The 16,490-nt window shown below is 45.0% G+C and carries 10 protein-coding genes; 7 read left to right on the top strand and 3 right to left on the bottom strand.

Translation table 11 applies throughout. The annotated features are described in order from the left end of the window. Positions 1-2: 2 nt before the first annotated feature. Positions 3-419: a hypothetical protein gene (locus CWD77_RS14045; protein WP_101074217.1), complete on the top strand. Its 417-nt coding sequence runs from the start codon at positions 3-5 to the stop codon at positions 417-419. Positions 420-1,145: 726 nt separating this feature from the next. Here the strand turns inward: CWD77_RS14045 and CWD77_RS14040 are convergent. Continuing rightward, on the bottom strand, positions 1,146-3,116 hold the full coding sequence (locus CWD77_RS14040) for a fructose-1,6-bisphosphatase (RefSeq protein WP_101074216.1): 1,971 nt from the start codon (positions 3,114-3,116) through the stop codon (positions 1,146-1,148). Positions 3,117-3,381: 265 nt separating this feature from the next. Between CWD77_RS14040 and CWD77_RS14035 the strand changes: the two genes are divergently transcribed. From CWD77_RS14035 to CWD77_RS14025, 3 genes are all read left to right on the top strand, one after another. After that, a complete protein-coding gene (locus CWD77_RS14035; RefSeq protein WP_101074215.1) occupies positions 3,382-4,344 on the top strand; it encodes a TRADD-N-associated membrane domain-containing protein in 963 nt (320 codons plus the stop codon). Between the two features lie 120 nt (positions 4,345-4,464). After that, the gene (locus CWD77_RS14030) at positions 4,465-4,686 is read left to right on the top strand and encodes a hypothetical protein (RefSeq protein ID WP_101074214.1); all 222 of its coding nucleotides are present in this window, start codon (positions 4,465-4,467) and stop codon (positions 4,684-4,686) included. 69 nt (positions 4,687-4,755) lie between these two features. Next, positions 4,756-7,578, top strand: coding sequence for a M16 family metallopeptidase (locus CWD77_RS14025; RefSeq protein ID WP_101074213.1), 2,823 nt, complete (start codon positions 4,756-4,758; stop codon positions 7,576-7,578). A gap of 195 nt (positions 7,579-7,773) precedes the next feature. On the opposite strand, the gene CWD77_RS14020 is transcribed toward CWD77_RS14025, so the two are convergent. Then, positions 7,774-8,127, bottom strand: coding sequence for a four helix bundle protein (locus tag CWD77_RS14020; protein WP_101074212.1), 354 nt, complete (start codon positions 8,125-8,127; stop codon positions 7,774-7,776). 278 nt (positions 8,128-8,405) lie between these two features. Between CWD77_RS14020 and CWD77_RS14015 the strand changes: the two genes are divergently transcribed. After that, positions 8,406-10,130 (top strand): carbon starvation CstA family protein, encoded by a 1,725-nt coding sequence (locus tag CWD77_RS14015; protein WP_101074211.1) that lies wholly within the window; start codon positions 8,406-8,408, stop codon positions 10,128-10,130. A gap of 404 nt (positions 10,131-10,534) precedes the next feature. Continuing rightward, the gene (locus CWD77_RS14010; RefSeq protein WP_101074210.1) at positions 10,535-11,824 is read left to right on the top strand and encodes a DEAD/DEAH box helicase; all 1,290 of its coding nucleotides are present in this window, start codon (positions 10,535-10,537) and stop codon (positions 11,822-11,824) included. A gap of 85 nt (positions 11,825-11,909) precedes the next feature. On the opposite strand, the gene CWD77_RS14005 is transcribed toward CWD77_RS14010, so the two are convergent. After that, positions 11,910-14,435, bottom strand: a complete 2,526-nt coding sequence (locus tag CWD77_RS14005; RefSeq protein ID WP_101074209.1) for a M14 family metallopeptidase — start codon at positions 14,433-14,435, stop codon at positions 11,910-11,912. An 85-nt stretch (positions 14,436-14,520) separates the two neighbouring features. Here CWD77_RS14005 and CWD77_RS14000 point away from each other — a divergent pair, with 85 nt between their 5' ends. Continuing rightward, positions 14,521-16,428: a bifunctional metallophosphatase/5'-nucleotidase gene (locus tag CWD77_RS14000; RefSeq protein ID WP_101074208.1), complete on the top strand. Its 1,908-nt coding sequence runs from the start codon at positions 14,521-14,523 to the stop codon at positions 16,426-16,428. The last annotated feature ends 62 nt before the right edge of the window (positions 16,429-16,490 follow it).

The raw sequence follows: 16,490 nt of genomic DNA, 5'->3' as shown, positions 1-16,490 counted from the left end.
CAATGGTACCCAAAGAAAAAATCAAAGAGTACTTTGAGCAGGAAATTGAAAATCAGGGAAAGCTGATGGAGCTGCTATACAGAGACAAGAAACTGTTGAATGAAGAGAGGTTCGAGGAATTTGCTACAGAACTCCTTCAAAGAGCAAAAAAAGCCTACTGGGGTTCTATGGCCATGGTGCTTATGTTTTTTCTGCTCGGATCCATGCATTTAATTAATTTGTATTTGGTTAATACATCATCATTTGGACCTTTTGACGTGTATCTAGGTTATGGGTATATCTTGATTTCATTTGCGGGCGTTATTTTCCCAACTAAAGAGTACTACGGTATCAGGGGCTCAATGACGATGTTGCTTAAACTTTTGGAAGCGGATAAGGAGACAGTGCATAAAAATACTCCTGAACTGGGAAAAGCCTGAACCTTGAATTTTGCCGGTGCTAACTGATGATGATAGAATAAGCATGATAAAGAGAAAACAGTACTTCTTCCATGCCTTCAAATCAGCCAATCCATGCTATAGATTGAAACCGGATATCAAAAAATAAGGTGAAGAATAATATTTGCAGTGGTAACGCCTCTACGAAGATCAAAGATCTAAATGTTGCACTCTGTTCGGCGTGATAATATCCCAATCATGCACCCCAAGCTAACGCTTGGGGCTACTATCTGCTCGCTCTTGCAGAACTCGATCTTATTGATTCAGCACTCTGATTTCCAAAACATCAATGTTACCCAGGTAGGGAAGGATAAAACATCCAGAATTCTCAGGGAAGTAGAGATTGTAATCTTGAAGAAACCTTGTTAAACACACCCCTCATTCCCCTCTCTAGAGGGGAGGTGTTCATGTACAGCGCTAAATGATAGATAATTTTTTATAATCGGTTTTGAGCTCTGAAAGAGCGGCCGATTATAGCCCCGGGTGAAGCGTAGCGAAACCCGGGGTATTAAGGTAGTACAATAATCATCGCCGAATAGAGGGCGCTGGTAGAAAAATAGGAAGAAATGAGGCGGTACAACTCAGAGCAGGTTTAGAATATCTATCAGACTAAACGGATTAGCGAAGCAACCTTAATCATGAGAAAAATAAATTTCAGAAATTGACCGAAAAGTGAGAAACTCAGAATATATATGCCAAATTCACGATCTAAAGTTTATACGACTCTTTGATTGCACCGGAGCGGTAAGCCTTCAGCAGGTTTTTCAGATTTTTTATCTTTTCTCCGATTTCCTGACCCTTATCCGTATCCCGAACCCGGATTCTTTTTCTGTTTTGCTCAAGAATCTCTGTTTTCGAATGAATATCCTGTGCTTTTTCAATCGCAATCTGTGTAGAATCAAAGGATTCGTGAGCGGCAAGAAGAAGCCCGTAGGAGTTAAAAATAAGCGTATAACCGGCAATTCCGGTTTTTGATTGGTACGCTTTGGCAAAACCACCGTCAATAACCAATAATTTACCGCCTGCTTTAACGGGACTTTCGCCCTTTTTCACTTTAACCGGAACATGTCCATTGATGATGTGGCCGTTTGTGGGATCAAGCCCGAATTCGGTTATAATCTTTTTGGCAACCTCTTCATCCGTCCGGAAATCATAGTAGGGATTCATCTCTTCGGTATGAGTTTCGGAGTCACTGATGAAATAGCGTTCAAAGGTGGCCATCTTCGATTTGCCAAAAAGCGGAGACTGGTCTCCACTCCACAAATACCACATGGTATCTTGCCCATACTGTTTTTTTTCGGGATTATTGCTCGTAAAATACCCCTGACGAGCAAGGCGCTCGAGTCGGTCCATGAATTTTTTGGGACTATGGTCTGTGCCATCAAAGGTAAAGTGGCGAAGCTTTCCACTTTTAGTCATAGGAATGCAGCCGTGGTAGAGCAAGTTACCGTTGTATTTTAAGTACATACTTCCCTTTGAAAAGAGAAACCGGACATGCTCCTGAAGCCGCTCGCTATTGGCAAATGAGAGACAGATTTTTTCCATCACCAACTCTTCCTGCTCCGAGAGAGTGTAGGGATCAGCCGGATCAATAGTTGGAAAATGATTGTCCAGCAAGGGATAAGATTTGTTTCCGATTTGAATTGTACCCGCCTCAAAATCAATCTTATCCAAGAGAAAGCGGTCTTTCATTCCGTATTGTGGACGTCTTTTGATAATCTGCCCCTCCAGCTTCAGCTGAATTACGGTAATAGCCTTGTGCATTCGCGCCATTAAGAGCTGTTCATTTTCGGTAAATTCGTCTGTTGTACCCTTGGGTCTGAATTGCTCGCAGGAATCGTCTCCGTAAACATCCATCGCAAGCGATACCAGCGGCAACATACTAATGGCATAGCCGTTTTCGAGTGTCTCCATATTCGAGTAGCGAAGAGAGACACGAATCACATTGGCAATACAGGCTTTACTGCCTGAAGCGGCGCCCATCCAGACGATATCATGGTTTCCCCACTGGAAATCGACCGAGTGATAGTCGAGCAGAGTATCCATAATGATATGTGCGCCCGGCCCGCGATCATACACATCCCCGATCACATGCAGGCGGGCAATGGCCAGCCGCTGAACCAGTTCAGCCAAGGCAATAATAAATGCCTCTGCACGACCGGTATCGATAATGGATTTAATAATACTGTTGTAGTATTCCTGGCGGTTAACGGCACTTTCCTGTTCATGCAAAAGCTCTTCGATGATATAGGCAAAATCCTTTGGCAGGGCTTTCCGCACTTTACTGCGAGTATATTTTGATGAAGAGATTCGGCAAATTTTAATCAGCCTGAAAAGAGTAATTCGATACCATTCGTCCTTGTAATCTACATTTTTTAAAATGAGCGGGAGTTTTTTCTGCGGATAGTAGATCAGTGTTGCCAGATTCTGTTTCTCTTGTTTCAGCAGGGTATCCTGGAAAATCTCCTCAATGCGTCTCTTAATCGAGCCTGACCCATTGCTAAGCACGTGTAAGAACGATTCATACTCTCCGTGTATATCCGAGATAAAATGCTCTGTACCTTTTGGCAACTCCATGATTGCACTCAGATTGATAATTTCGGTAGAGGCTGCCGGAATAGTCGGGTATTGTTGGGCAAGCAGTTTCAGGTAGCGCATCTCTTTCTCAGGTAGATCCATAATATCAAAATTCTTACAACTGCGTTAGGTGTTGAATACTTTAGAAACCGGTAATCTTTTACCAAGATAATGTAACGGAGGTAATAATCGTAAAGTGGATCTATGGCCGGCAGACTCAATCCGCACTGATAAAATTTCTAATGGTTTGAATCTTTTAAATTCACATTATTACCATTTGATAGAGATGTTCGTACTTCATTTAAAAAATAAATGGCCATGGCTTAACGCAGTTCAATTTTGAGCCGGGTTGAAAAAAAGAGGGAATATGGGTACAACAAATAATACCAAATTAGATTCAGCTCCGAACACAAAGAAAGATTTTTCAGAACAGGAAAATAATGTTCAGAAAAGGAAAGGACTTGGAGATCGTTTTTCTGAACTGTTGCGCCGATCACTGCTAAATCACCCAAAATTTATTTGGGCCGGCTGGATGATAACTGCATTGGCTTTTTTGTGCGTTTTACCGGTCGCCTATGTGTGCTGGTTTATTTTTATACCGGAACTTTGGGTCTGGACATTTGAAGCCTGGTGGCATTTTCTGCCGGCTGCATTCGGATTTTTATTTCTTTTTGTGATGCCAATATGGGCAGCTATGATTGCCGGTTCAATCAGCAATGTACTGCTTGATATCACCCTGGAAGCAGAAGACCCCGAAGTAGTAAAGGCTCGCCAAACAGCTCGTGAAAGCGAAGAAGTGGCCATTCAACGATTTAGCGGAACCGACACCGGCGATCTTCTGGAACTGTTGAAAAACAGCCGAACGGATCTGGAGGCCTATTATACCATTGGATTGAATCAATCAAAACGAAGCTTCCGCCATGGTGTGCTGGCCATGTGGCTGGGTTTTATTCTATTGTTGATCGGTATCACAATGTATATTGCTCCGGTAGAACAACTGAATATTACACGGCCTGACCCTGCTAACTTTAATATTCTGGTTATTGGCGGATCAGCTATCATTGAATTTGTTTCAGCTCTATTCCTGTGGGTATACCGCAGCACGTCCATTCAGCTGAACAATTTATACAATCGGGAAATGCACAACCATTCGGTTGTGATCTGTTATAAAATCGCTTCAACAATAAAAGACTCTGATGATTCGAAGCGAGCCATCATAGATAAAGTTTTAGGACGAGAGTGGTCCTACCAGATTCCGGAACCGACAGGTGCAAAGGGAATGCGTGACCTGATTACCCCGGGGGTTTCCAAGTCAAAAGAATCGTCATAAATATTTTTGTGGTCAAGGTTGCGTATCTAGTTTGAATGAAAATAGGTGGTCTGTGGACATCTTTTTTGCTTCATTATGAAACTCTATTTTCATCATAACTGGAACTCATAATTTTTTGTTATGCCAATACTCAGAAAGGATGAGGAGAAAAAAGTCACGAGATTTCAATACATCTTTAGCATCGGGCTGTTTGCGATTACTTTGCTGATTTGGTTGGTTTGGGATACCAGTACGATTACAGTGCTTTTAACCGGAGCAGCAGCACTCACGGTTATTATAAACAGTTATCAACAGAAAGAAGGGAAAGATCCGAAGAGTGGATTTAGGTTCAGAAGAAACTAATTTTACAAATTCTTCACTCTAAATCGTGTACATTCAAACTCTGACAACTCAACCAAATGTACACAGCACATGAAGTTATCCTATCCGATTTTTGCCACCATTCTGGGTGCTATGCTATTCTTGGCAAGCGCTTGCAGTTCATCATCTGAAACCGATTTCTCTGTAGAGTATGAAAAATTCACGCTCGACAACGGACTGGAAGTCATTTTCCATAAGGACGATTCCGATCCGGTCACTGCCGTAGCTCTCACGTTCCATGTTGGATCTGCACGCGAGCTTCCCGGGCGAACCGGTTTTGCTCACCTGTTTGAGCATCTGCTGTTTCTTGAATCAGAAAACCTGGGACGGGGCGGATTGGATCAGATGAGTGCGAGAATTGGAGGGTCGGGTGCCAATGGATCCACCAGCCGGGATCGTACCAACTATTTTCAAACCGTTCCGAATGATGCCCTCGAGAAGATGATTTGGGCAGAAGCTGATAAGATGGGTTACTTCATCAACACGGTGAATGAAATGGTATTGGAGAAAGAGAAACAGGTTGTAAAAAATGAAAAGCGTCAGGGAGTGGATAACGCACCGTATGGCCATACCGGATATGTAATCGGAAAAAATCTCTACCCCGAGGAACACCCTTACAACTGGCAGGTGATCGGCTCACTGAATGACCTTCAGGCGGCTACACTGGATGATGTGGTGAACTTCTACAATACCTGGTATGTGCCGAACAACGCTACTCTTGTGATTGCAGGTGATTTTGATTCCGAACAGGCCCGAGAGTGGGTTCAGAAATATTTTGATGAAATTCCGGCCGGAGAAGAAATTGAGCCTCTTGAAAAACAGCCGGCTGTTCTGGATGAAACTAAAAGAGTTTATCACGAGGATAATTATTCCAGACTTCCGGAACTTCGTCTGACCTGGCCGGGTGTTGAAAACTACAGCGATGATTCATACGCACTGCAAATTTTGACTCAGCTTCTGTCTGACGGAAGAACCGCTCCGCTTTATGAAGTACTCGTTGAGGAGAAAGAGCTCACCTCCGGTGCAAATATGTATAGCAGCAACTCTGAACTGGCCGGGGAGATAACCGTTCAGGTACGGGGATATTCCGGTGTAAATTTAAATGATGCACTGGCTGGAGTTGAAGAGGCGTTCGCCCGCTACGAGGAAAACGGATTTACAGAACAGGATTTACAGCGTGCTAAAGCAGGAATTGAGACCCGCTTCTACAGCGGACTCTCAAGCGTTTTAGGAAAGGCGTTTCAGCTGGCTCAGTACAATATTTTTGCCGGCGATCCGGGGTATATCAATCAAGATATTCAGAAAACACTGGATGTAACTCTTGAAGACGTTGACCGCGTGTATCAGCAATACATCAAAGATAAACACTATGTGGCCACCAGCTTTGTTCCCCGCGGACAGACAGACTTGGTGTTGGATGAATCTGTGGAGGCAGACATTGAAACCGAGGAGATTGTTCAGGGAGCTGAAGGTGAGAATTTTGTTCTGCCGGAGGATACGGAATATGAGCGCACCCCTTCCTCTTTTGACAGATCGGAGGAGCCGCCATACGGTCCGGAGCCCGAAATTACCGTACCGCAGGTTTGGACTTCTGAGCTGAGTAACGGCATGAACGTGTATGGAATTGAGAACAGCGAACTTCCTTTGGTCCAGTTCAATATACGGATTGACGGAGGGCTGATGGTTGAAGATCCCGAGAAAGTGGGTGTATCGAATCTGCTGGCTGATGTAATGACCCGGGGTACTGCGAACAAGACTCCGGCTGAGCTGGAAGAGGCGATCGATCTGCTTGGTGCGAGCATCAATGTAAGTTCGGGGCGTCAGTCATTTACAATTTCCGGAAATGCACTTGCCAGAAATTATGATGAAACCCTCGACCTGGTTGAGGAGATTCTGCTCGAGCCCCGCTGGGATGAGCGTGAGTTTGACCTTGCAAAACAGAGTGTATTGAGTCGTATTGCCCAGCAGCAGTCGAATCCAAACAGCATCGCTACAAATGAGTTCAATAAGCTTCTCTATGGAGAAGGTCATATTCTCTCATTTAGCAGCCTGGGTACCGAAGAGAGTGTGGAGTCGATCACTCTGGATGATTTGAAAGCGTATTATGAAACAAATATTTCACCGTCTGTTGCCAACTTTCATATTGCCGGATCTATTGATCAGGGCACCGCTACAACTTCGCTTTCTGATCTGGAATCACAATGGGAGGCCAAACCGGTTGAAATCCCTGATTTTGACACGCCTGAGCCGCCTGAGCAGTCACAGGTCTATTTCTATGACGTACCGAATGCGTCGCAGTCGGTTTTGAGAATTGGTTACCTGGCGATGCCTGAAACGGATGAAAATTACTACCCGGCAACGGTGATGAACTACATTCTTGGTGGCGGCGGATTTGCATCGCGCCTCACGCAAGAGCTCCGTGAAGGAAAAGGTTACACCTACGGCATTGGGTCCGGATTTTCAGGCAGTAATCTGCCTGGACCGTTTTCTGTAGGCAGTGGCGTGAGAAGCAATATTACTTTTGAAGCTCTTGAATTGATCCGAGATATCATGGCAGACTACCCGGATACATTTACTGAGCAGGATCTGGATAACACACAGAGCTTCTTGCTGAAGAGCAATGCCCGGGCATTTGAAACCCTTGGGGCAAAACTGGGAATTCTTCAAACCATGAGCGCCAACGGATGGTCGGCCGATTATATCAACGATCAGCAGGATGTTGTTCGCGAAATGAGCCGTGAGGAGATTAGTGAATTGGCAAGGAAATACGCCAACCCCGACCGTATGTATTACGTGATTGTAGGCGACGCCCGTACACAATTGGACAGGCTGCGAGACTTGGGGTACGGAGATGCGGTTTTGTTGAACGACTAGTTTAGCCACGGAAACACGGAAAAATCTCCCCTTGAGGGGAGTGTCCCGATTGCATTTCGTCGGGACGAGGGGTGTTATTTTTATTGAATGAGTGATTTGAGGGAATGTCGAACCGCAGAATACTGAATGCGAATAATGAAGTAACTTCACTTCGAAATTCGATATTCAGAGTTCTACATTCTGCGGTTTAGTCTATCATGTTTTTTCCGCAGTTTTCACACTTTTCACAAAAATGGAAATCAATTCGTTACACTCTTTCAGGGCTTCAGTAAATGTTTGATAATTTACAATCAGGCCCGACTTTTTGATGATTTTCAAATTGATGAAAGTTTCCCGGAGTTCTTTTAGCGAAATTTTCATCTTATGGATAAAGTCTTTTCTCGATTCGGCGCCCTGGGCTTCACCGTAATTGAGCGCGGGAGCCGTGCCAGATCTGATTATTTGTTTACCTAAATGATTGCCGGTGTAGTTTTTCGGAAGTTGTTCTGCAACTTTAATGATGTGTACTGCAAAATCAATTAATCGGTCTTCAAGGTCATAAATTTTCATACTTATACTCTTTTCGCTTTATTCTTTGTATGTATGAAACGTGAAGAGCAGATTCCTTACAGTTTTGTTTCAATAGAATAGGGTGAGAGAATGTCGAACCGCAGAATACTGAATGTCGAATAATGAAGTAATTTAACTTCTAAATTCGATATTCTGCGGTTCAAAAGCTCCAACTCAGTGAATTCCGTGCTTCCGTGGCCTATTCCAAAATTGCACATTTAATCTAAAAGTTTATTTTGAAGGTTGAATCCGACAACGCTCTATAAACCCATCGAACTGTGCCGGCAAGCTTAGTCGCTGCTTTATCGCTCATTCTTTTCTTTATCGGTTACCGATACTACTCAAAGTATTTGGCTGAAAAGATCTATCAGCTCAATCCGGACTTCATGACTCCGGCGCACGAATTCAACGATGGAAGAGATTATGTGCCGGCCAACAAGTTTGTACTTTTGGGTCATCATTTTACATCCATTGCCGGTGCTGCTCCCATTGTTGGTCCGGCTATTGCCGTTTACTGGGGCTGGGTTCCAGCGATGCTCTGGGTGGTTTTTGGAACTATCTTTGCGGCCGGTGTTCACGATTTTGGAACCATGGTGCTCTCGGTTCGTCACAAAGGACAATCTGTAGGAATGCTGGCTGATAAACTGGTGGGTCGCCGGGGACGGCTTCTCTTTCTATTCATTATCCTGATTTTGGTGCTGATGGTAAATGCCGTCTTTGCCTGGGTCATATCAAACCTTTTTATCAGTTTCCCGGCTACGGTTATCTCTATTTTTATTCAGATACCGCTGGCCATCTGGATTGGTTTCAGAGCATACAAAAAGAGCGGCAGTATGCTTATTCCTTCAGTGATCGTGCTGGTAGTGATGTATTTTACGGCTATTATTGCAAGTTACGTTCCTGTGCTGCAGATCGACCTTGTCTCCTATTTTGGCGGAGAAGAAGCCATTTCGCTTATGGGTCTGTCCGGTGTGGAGTTAGCCTTTCTCACCTGGATCATTGTGTTGATGGTCTATGTCTATTTTGCTTCGACCCTGCCGGTCTGGATGCTGCTTCAGCCACGGGACCTGATCAATGCATATCAGCTTATTCTGGGATTGGTGATTCTCTATTTGGGACTTTTTGTGATCAGTCCGGAAATTACAGCTCCACCGACGAATACGGATGTCGGTGATGTAAGCTGGTTTCCGCTCCTGTTCATTACGATTGCCTGCGGGGCGATTTCCGGCTTTCACGGACTGGTATCCTCAGGAACTACGGCCAAGCAGCTGGATAAGGAGACGGATGCCCGGTTTGTCGGATATCTGGGAGCGATCGGCGAAGGATCGCTGGCGCTGATTACCATCGTGGCCATTGTTACCTACTTCAACACAACCGGAGAGTTTTTAGAGAACTACCATTCGTTTGAAGCAGCCGGCGCAAACGGTCTTAATATTTTTGTAGAGGGCGCAGCCTATTTAGCGACCGGACTCCTCATTCCGTTGGAAGCGGCTCAAACGATTATTGCCGTCATTGTGATCAGCTTTGCCGCAACCACGCTCGATACCTCTGTTCGGTTGATGCGCTATATTTTGAACGAGCTGGGTGAGGAGTACAAAGTAAAACCACTGACCAAGCTTCACACATCAACACTGATTGCTGTGGGAGCAAGTGCGGCACTTGTTCTGCTGCCGGAGGGCCCGCGGGGTTTGGGCTCAGGCGGATATCTGCTATGGCCGCTATTTGGAACATCAAACCAGCTGCTGGCCGGAATTAGTTTACTGCTGATTACCATCTGGTTGAAACGCCTCGGTCGTCCAATTATCTACACATTGGTGCCAATGATCTTTGTGTTGTTTATGACTCTCTGGGCCATGGTAGAGCAGGTTATTTTTGATTGGTCTGGGCTGGGCGAGTCTGATTTCAATCTGCTGCTCTTCTCTTTTGGAGCTATCATACTTGGATTTTCAATCTGGATCATACTGGAAGCGTATACCCTTTTTCGGAAGAAGAGTAGTGAGTAGGGTTGAAGAGTAGTAGGTATCAGGTATTAAGTAGTAAGTATTGAGTACTTGTTACCTGATACCCAATACTTATTACTCATTAAACCATAAAATCCCATAGTTGGAAATCCAATTCTTCTCCGTACCTTATGCACCTTCAACTGACGTTCGACGTTGACCTGCCCAACTCAGTACCTTTTTGCCACTCTTCAGTAGTTCTCTCCTGAATGCTTGTAAAACGCGCTTTTGGCCAGGGAGTATCTCCGAAATGTTTAAAAAACACAAGAGCGGAGCGATGCGCGTGGAGAGCGACAGATATTTTATAACAGGATAAAAAGGATGATTTTGCTGCAACCGGGGTGAATAATGTTTCACGATCAGGGGGCTATTTCTATCCTTCATTCCTTACAAACAAAAGACAAACAATGAAAAATTCTTCTTTTTCAGCGCTGGGAATTCAGCCTGAAATTCTCAAAGCCGTAAACGATATGGGCTTTGAGGCTCCGACATCCATCCAGGAAAAATGTATACCCGAAATATTAGCGGGAAAAGACCTGGTAGGACAGGCTCAAACGGGAACAGGTAAAACGGCCGCTTTTGGAATACCTGCTCTTCAGATGGCCAACAAAGGTTCCAAATCACCAAGCGTTTTAATTTTAACTCCTACACGCGAACTGGCCATTCAGGTTACAGGCGAACTGATAAAACTTGCCAAGCACGTCAACGGTGTATTTACCGTGCCGGTTTATGGTGGCCAACCGATCAGCAGACAACTTAAAGCTCTGAAAAAAGGAGCTCAGATTGTTGTGGGAACTCCGGGACGAGTCATCGATCACCTGAAACGCGGTACGCTCAAATTGGGAGCTCTCGAAATGGTGGTGCTTGATGAAGCCGATGAGATGCTCAATATGGGTTTTCGCGAAGATCTGGAGCAGATTTTAAGTTACAGTAAAGGGAAATCGCAAACGATCATGTTCTCAGCAACTGTTCCAAAAGCGATTAAGAATATCATGAATAAGTGGATGGATCATCCCGAAATGATCAAAGTGGAAGGCAAAGCTCAAACAGCTGAAGGTGTAGAGCAGTACGTCATGGAAGTGCGCGACTCTATGCGGGTTGAAGCAATCTCACGCGTAATTGATATGACGGGAGCCAATCTGACTCTCGTTTTCTCAAATACCAAACGCAGATGCGATTCACTTGTACAGGAATTTCAAGCTCGCGGATTTGCCGCTGATGCCCTTCATGGCGATATGCGCCAGAATGTTCGCGACAAGGTGATGAATAAATTCAGAAACGGAAAGATTGAGCTGTTGGTTGCAACCGATGTTGCCGCTCGCGGACTGGACGTGGATGATATTGATATCGTATTTAACTACGATGTACCGCAAGATCCGGAATTTTATGTACACCGAATTGGACGTACTGCACGCGCGGGAAAATCCGGTATGGCCATTACGTTTTCTACCGGAAGGAAGAGAAAAAGCATCCGTTTCATTGAAAAAATTATCGGTACAAAGCTGATGCCGTTGCCGATGCCATCATCCAAAGAGGTGCAACTGTCGAAGATGGAGTCGCACCTGGATGAGATTGTGGACGTGCTTCAAAAAGGTGGATTGCGAGAGTATATTGATCAGCTTGAGCCGCTTGCAGAGGGTGATTTTTCACCTATCGAAATAGCAGCTGCACTGATGAAGATGAAGTTTGAGAAGTAGATAGAGTAGAAGGTACTGAGTAGCAAGTATCAAGAAATGCATGAATTTGCATCTCGATACCGCTGCTCAATACCCAATACCTAAGTTAGTTTCCTACAAAGAAGATGGAGTTGGCAACCATCAATTTTCCATTCTCCCAAAAGCCCCGGAAGAGCGGGTTTTCGATCATATAAACAACCTGACCACTTCCGTAATCCTGCACTCCATAGGAGAGCGAGTTTTCAATTTGCGATGTCGCTTCTTCTCCTACAAAACCGCTTCGATAAGCATTTTCCCGAACGGTTCCAATATTCCATCCATCGTCCAAATAGCTGTAAGAATTTGCACTCAGCTTTAATGTGTAATACTCCTCATCATACCCAAAAGCGAGCGGGTGAGTTGTATCGAGTGTGACTTCATAAGCAGATCCAGAGGTTGTTGTGCTGATAGATCGCCGGGATCGTTCACCGTACGATGCAAGCAGCTCTTCGGTTGTAGGTTCGGATGATTCAACCTGCTTTTGGGTTAACTGAAAGCCATTTCTGCTGGTGAAACTTCTGTTGGCATTACCAATTAATATGAGGTTTCCACCGCTTCGAACCCAGCTGGAGATTTTTTCAATGGCACTGTCCGTTAATACGCCATTGTAAAATCCGGATGGAAGAACGAGGGAGTTGTAGTCAGAGAGGTCAGCTCTCATGAAATCATCGGTATCAATCAGCGTGGTTGGATAGCGTAATTGCTGGTCAAAATAGTGCCAGACTTCACCGGCACTTAGTGAAGACGTACCCTCACCCATCAACACGGCGACTTCAGGCTTTTCAATGTAGCTGACATTATTAGATCCGAAATCTGAACCGGAGGTTACAAACCCTGTTGATGCCCCAAAGAGGTCTCTGCTATGATTATCTGCGGCTGCACGAACAATCTCATCAAATGAATCCTCCAGATGCGCATTATTGCCTCTGAGAATAATCAAAGAGCCCTTTTTGAAGATCTGCCCTTCAATTTCAAAATCAACCTTCGAGAAACGGCTTTTTACACCTTTTTGGGTAATCTCAGCCAGAAACCGGGCGTCATCCATGCTGTCCCAGTCGGTAACGTAAGCATAGGGTTCATCCGCGCCCGACACTTCACTGTTTCTGTAATCGTCCGGTGAAATATTTTCTTCCGGGTTGATATTGGATTCAAGCGCAAATCCATCAAGCCCAAATCGGTAGTGTGCTTCCCACGTTGTAATATCGTAGGTGAGGGAGTCTGCGAGTTCCGGATTGGGTTCAAAAAAGACCCGAGCAAGTTGTCCCTGCGGCTGATAAACGCTCACAACAATGTCATCTTCAGAGATGGATACACGCTCATTCTCACCTGTTTTGAAATTGTATGCATTCGTATTTCGGTTTGACCCGGCTGTACCGTACCGGATTTTCTGACTATCGAGGAATGTGAGCAGGTGGTGAACCTTATCGGGGTTGTTGTCTGCTTTGATCACAAATGATTTGTAAGCGCCTGCAGGATCATTGGCTGCATTATTAAAGTAGTTGGTAAATTCGGAAACAACTCGCTCCGCATTCACAGCCGTTACTTCAATCGTTGAAATTCCGGCAACATGATGATGCGTAAGCCGGTCTTTAAGGGTTAGTGTATCTCCTTCTTGAGTTAATACAGCAGCACCGGCACTGCCGCCGCCGGCTTTCTCATAGGTCATGCCAATGGCACCGTTGTACGTTGGCCAGGTATCGCCATAGCTGGGATAAAAAAGGTCGAAAACTTCTCTGGTGTAGTATAGCCAGCTGTTTTCATCAAAATATTTGGTGTGATTTTTACCAATGGTAGTTTGAAACTCAGTCTGCCAATCAGTAATCACGTTGTGATAAGGTTTTGCAGCGGGAGCAAAGTAGTATGGGGAGTTATATCCCATTTCGTGGAAGTCGACGTGCACGTGGGGCATCCACTGTTGGTAAACGGCAATTCGCTGTTGAGTTTCTACCTGTGTTTGCCACGCCCAGTCACGGTTCATATCAAAATAGTAGTGGTTGGATCGTCCGCCCGGCCACGGTTCGTTGAGCTCTCGGGCAATCGGGTTGGGATTGTATTCGGTACCAATCATACCGTTAAACCAGTTTACATATCGATCCCGCCCATCCGGGTTGATCATTGGGTCTATAATTACAACAGAATCATTGAGCCACGCCTTGCTTTCCCGGTTCGAAGGGTCAACCAGCTCGTAAAGTGTTTTCATGGCAGCTTCACTGCTGTTCGTCTCGTTCCCATGAACGTTGTAGCTGAGCCAGGTTATCGCTTTTTGATTATCTGTAGCTTCGCCCTCTTCAAGCCCGGTAAGTTTGAGGTTGTTGAGCCTGATTTCCTCAATATTAGAGTGATTTTCTTCCGAAGTAACAACCAGGTAGACGAGTTCACGAAGTTCGTAAGTCTCCCCGTATTTATGGATTGTTACCAGGTCGGAATTTTCGGCCACATGGGTCACATAGCTCAAAACTCTGTGGTGTGGAGTATATCGGTCGCCAAGTTCATATCCGAGGAACTCTTCGGGTGACTGAAGCTGAGCAAACGCTCCGGTTGAGATGAAAAAGAGGATCAGAAATGCACTTATGCTTTTTAACGGTTTTTTCATAATCTAATAAGCCTGTTGATTTGTTTGCAGCAAATTGTCACACAACATAATCAAAACCGATAACTGCTAAAAGCCCCGAATAGATTTGAAACTCAAATTTACATTTTTAGTTCTTTTATCAAGTGCAGCATTTACAATCTATGGCCAGCAAATTCAACAGGATGAGGTGCGTTTTACGATTTTGCACACAAATGATGAACATTCGCATCTAATTCCAATTCCGGCAGTAAATGACCATCCTGAGTATAGAAATTTAGCCGGTGGAGGCATTGCCAGACTGGCCGGAGCCATTAATATGGTTCGTAATGAAAAGAGGGAGGCAGGCGAGTCGGTTCTTCTTTTTTCGGGCGGGGATATTTTAGGCGGCCCTGCTTTTGGCTGGCTGCCATTGCGAGAGGGTTTAGCTCCGGAACTGAACCTGTTTCAAAATATGGGGTACGATGCGATTACTATCGGCAATCACGAGTTTGATTATGGTGCGGATGTCTATGCGCGCTATTTGGCAGATGCAGGATATCCGGATGCCGGTGAACAAACCGTAATTCTGGGAACCAACGTCAGGCCGCCCCAGGATCATCCCTTAAGTGAACGGGGTATTCAAAACCACTTCGTAAAAGAACTGGAAAATGGACTACGGATCGGTGTATTCGGCTTGATCGGAAATGATGCAATATCCAAAACGGCACAACCCGGTCCGGTTCAGTTTAATGATCCGTTTGAGTCGGCTAAAAAAGCTGTAACGGAACTCAAGGAACAGGATGTAGACCTGATTATATCGATTAACCACTCCGGGGTAGCAGAGGATCGTCAACTGGCTGAAATGCTTCCTGAGATTGATGTTATTGTCGGTGGCCACACTCACACAGCACTCCATGGGCCCGTATATGTTGGTGATACAATCATTGTACAGGCGGGAAACTATATGCAGTTTCTGGGAAGACTGGAACTCAGTTATAGCTATGAATTGGATGAAGTTTCGGTATTGAATGAGGAGAACGGCAATCCCTTTTTGATCCCGATCGATTCTACAGTAAATCCCGATGAGGAAATTGCGGCTGAAGTGGAGCGATATTCAGAAATTTTAAACAGCTGGCTGAGTGATCTCACCGATGGAGGAATTCGTGATATCAGACAGACAGTAGCCTTATCAGATTTCCCCATTGTTCGGGATGATTTTCAACGCGAATCGGCAATTGGAAATTTTATTACGGATGCCATGAACTATTCGGCTAATCGCGTGCTGGATCGTCCCGCAGATATTGCTGTCCAGGCTAACGGGGCCATTCGGAGTGATATCATTCCGGGAGAGGAGGTGTGGAACAAAGGTGAAATTACCTTCTACGACATGATGATGGCATTTGGTCTCGGTTCCGGTGATGACGGATCGCCCGGTTATCCGATGGTCTCATTCTATCTCACGGAACAGGAAGTTCGCAACGCTCTTGAGGTGTCCATACTTCTGTCAGAACTGATGGGCGACAACTATTTTCTTCAATTTTCCGGTTTGAACATGATCTACAATCCGGACCGTGCTGTACTTTTTACCGTTCCATTTGTCGGAACACCCATTCCATCCTCTCGATCTGTTTTAAGGGCAGAATTGGTGAGTGGAGAAGAAGTTACTCCGATACGGAAAGATTCAGACCAGCTGTTTCACGTTGTAGCGGATTACTACATTGCAGGGTTTTTGCCGATGGTTGGTGAGAAGTTGCCTAATCTTGCAATTACGCTGCGTGACGAAAATGGTCGTGCGATTTCACTCGATGAAGCCATTATCATGGATGGAGATCGTCAGTTGAAAGTGTGGGCGAGTGTTTTGGATTATTTGGAGTCATTTGAGAAGAGTGAGGAAGGTATCCCGGTTATTCCGGACCGTTATCAATCTCCCGAAGGAAGACTAACGGTTACCTACACACTGCCTCTCTGGATCTGGCCTGTGGCTGCAATCGTTTTGATAGGGTTGGTTATCTTTTTGATTGCAAAAAGAAGGTAGTTGCATGCCCATCTGAAAGTGGAAAAGTTGGGCAAGAACAGACAAATCAATTAACTAAAGGG

Origin of the sequence: Rhodohalobacter barkolensis (assembly GCF_002834295.1) — a bacterium.
GTDB classification, from domain to species: domain Bacteria; phylum Bacteroidota; class Rhodothermia; order Balneolales; family Balneolaceae; genus Rhodohalobacter; species Rhodohalobacter barkolensis.
Note: the sequence above shows the minus strand (reverse complement) of the source record. Positions and strands in the feature narration are given on the sequence as shown.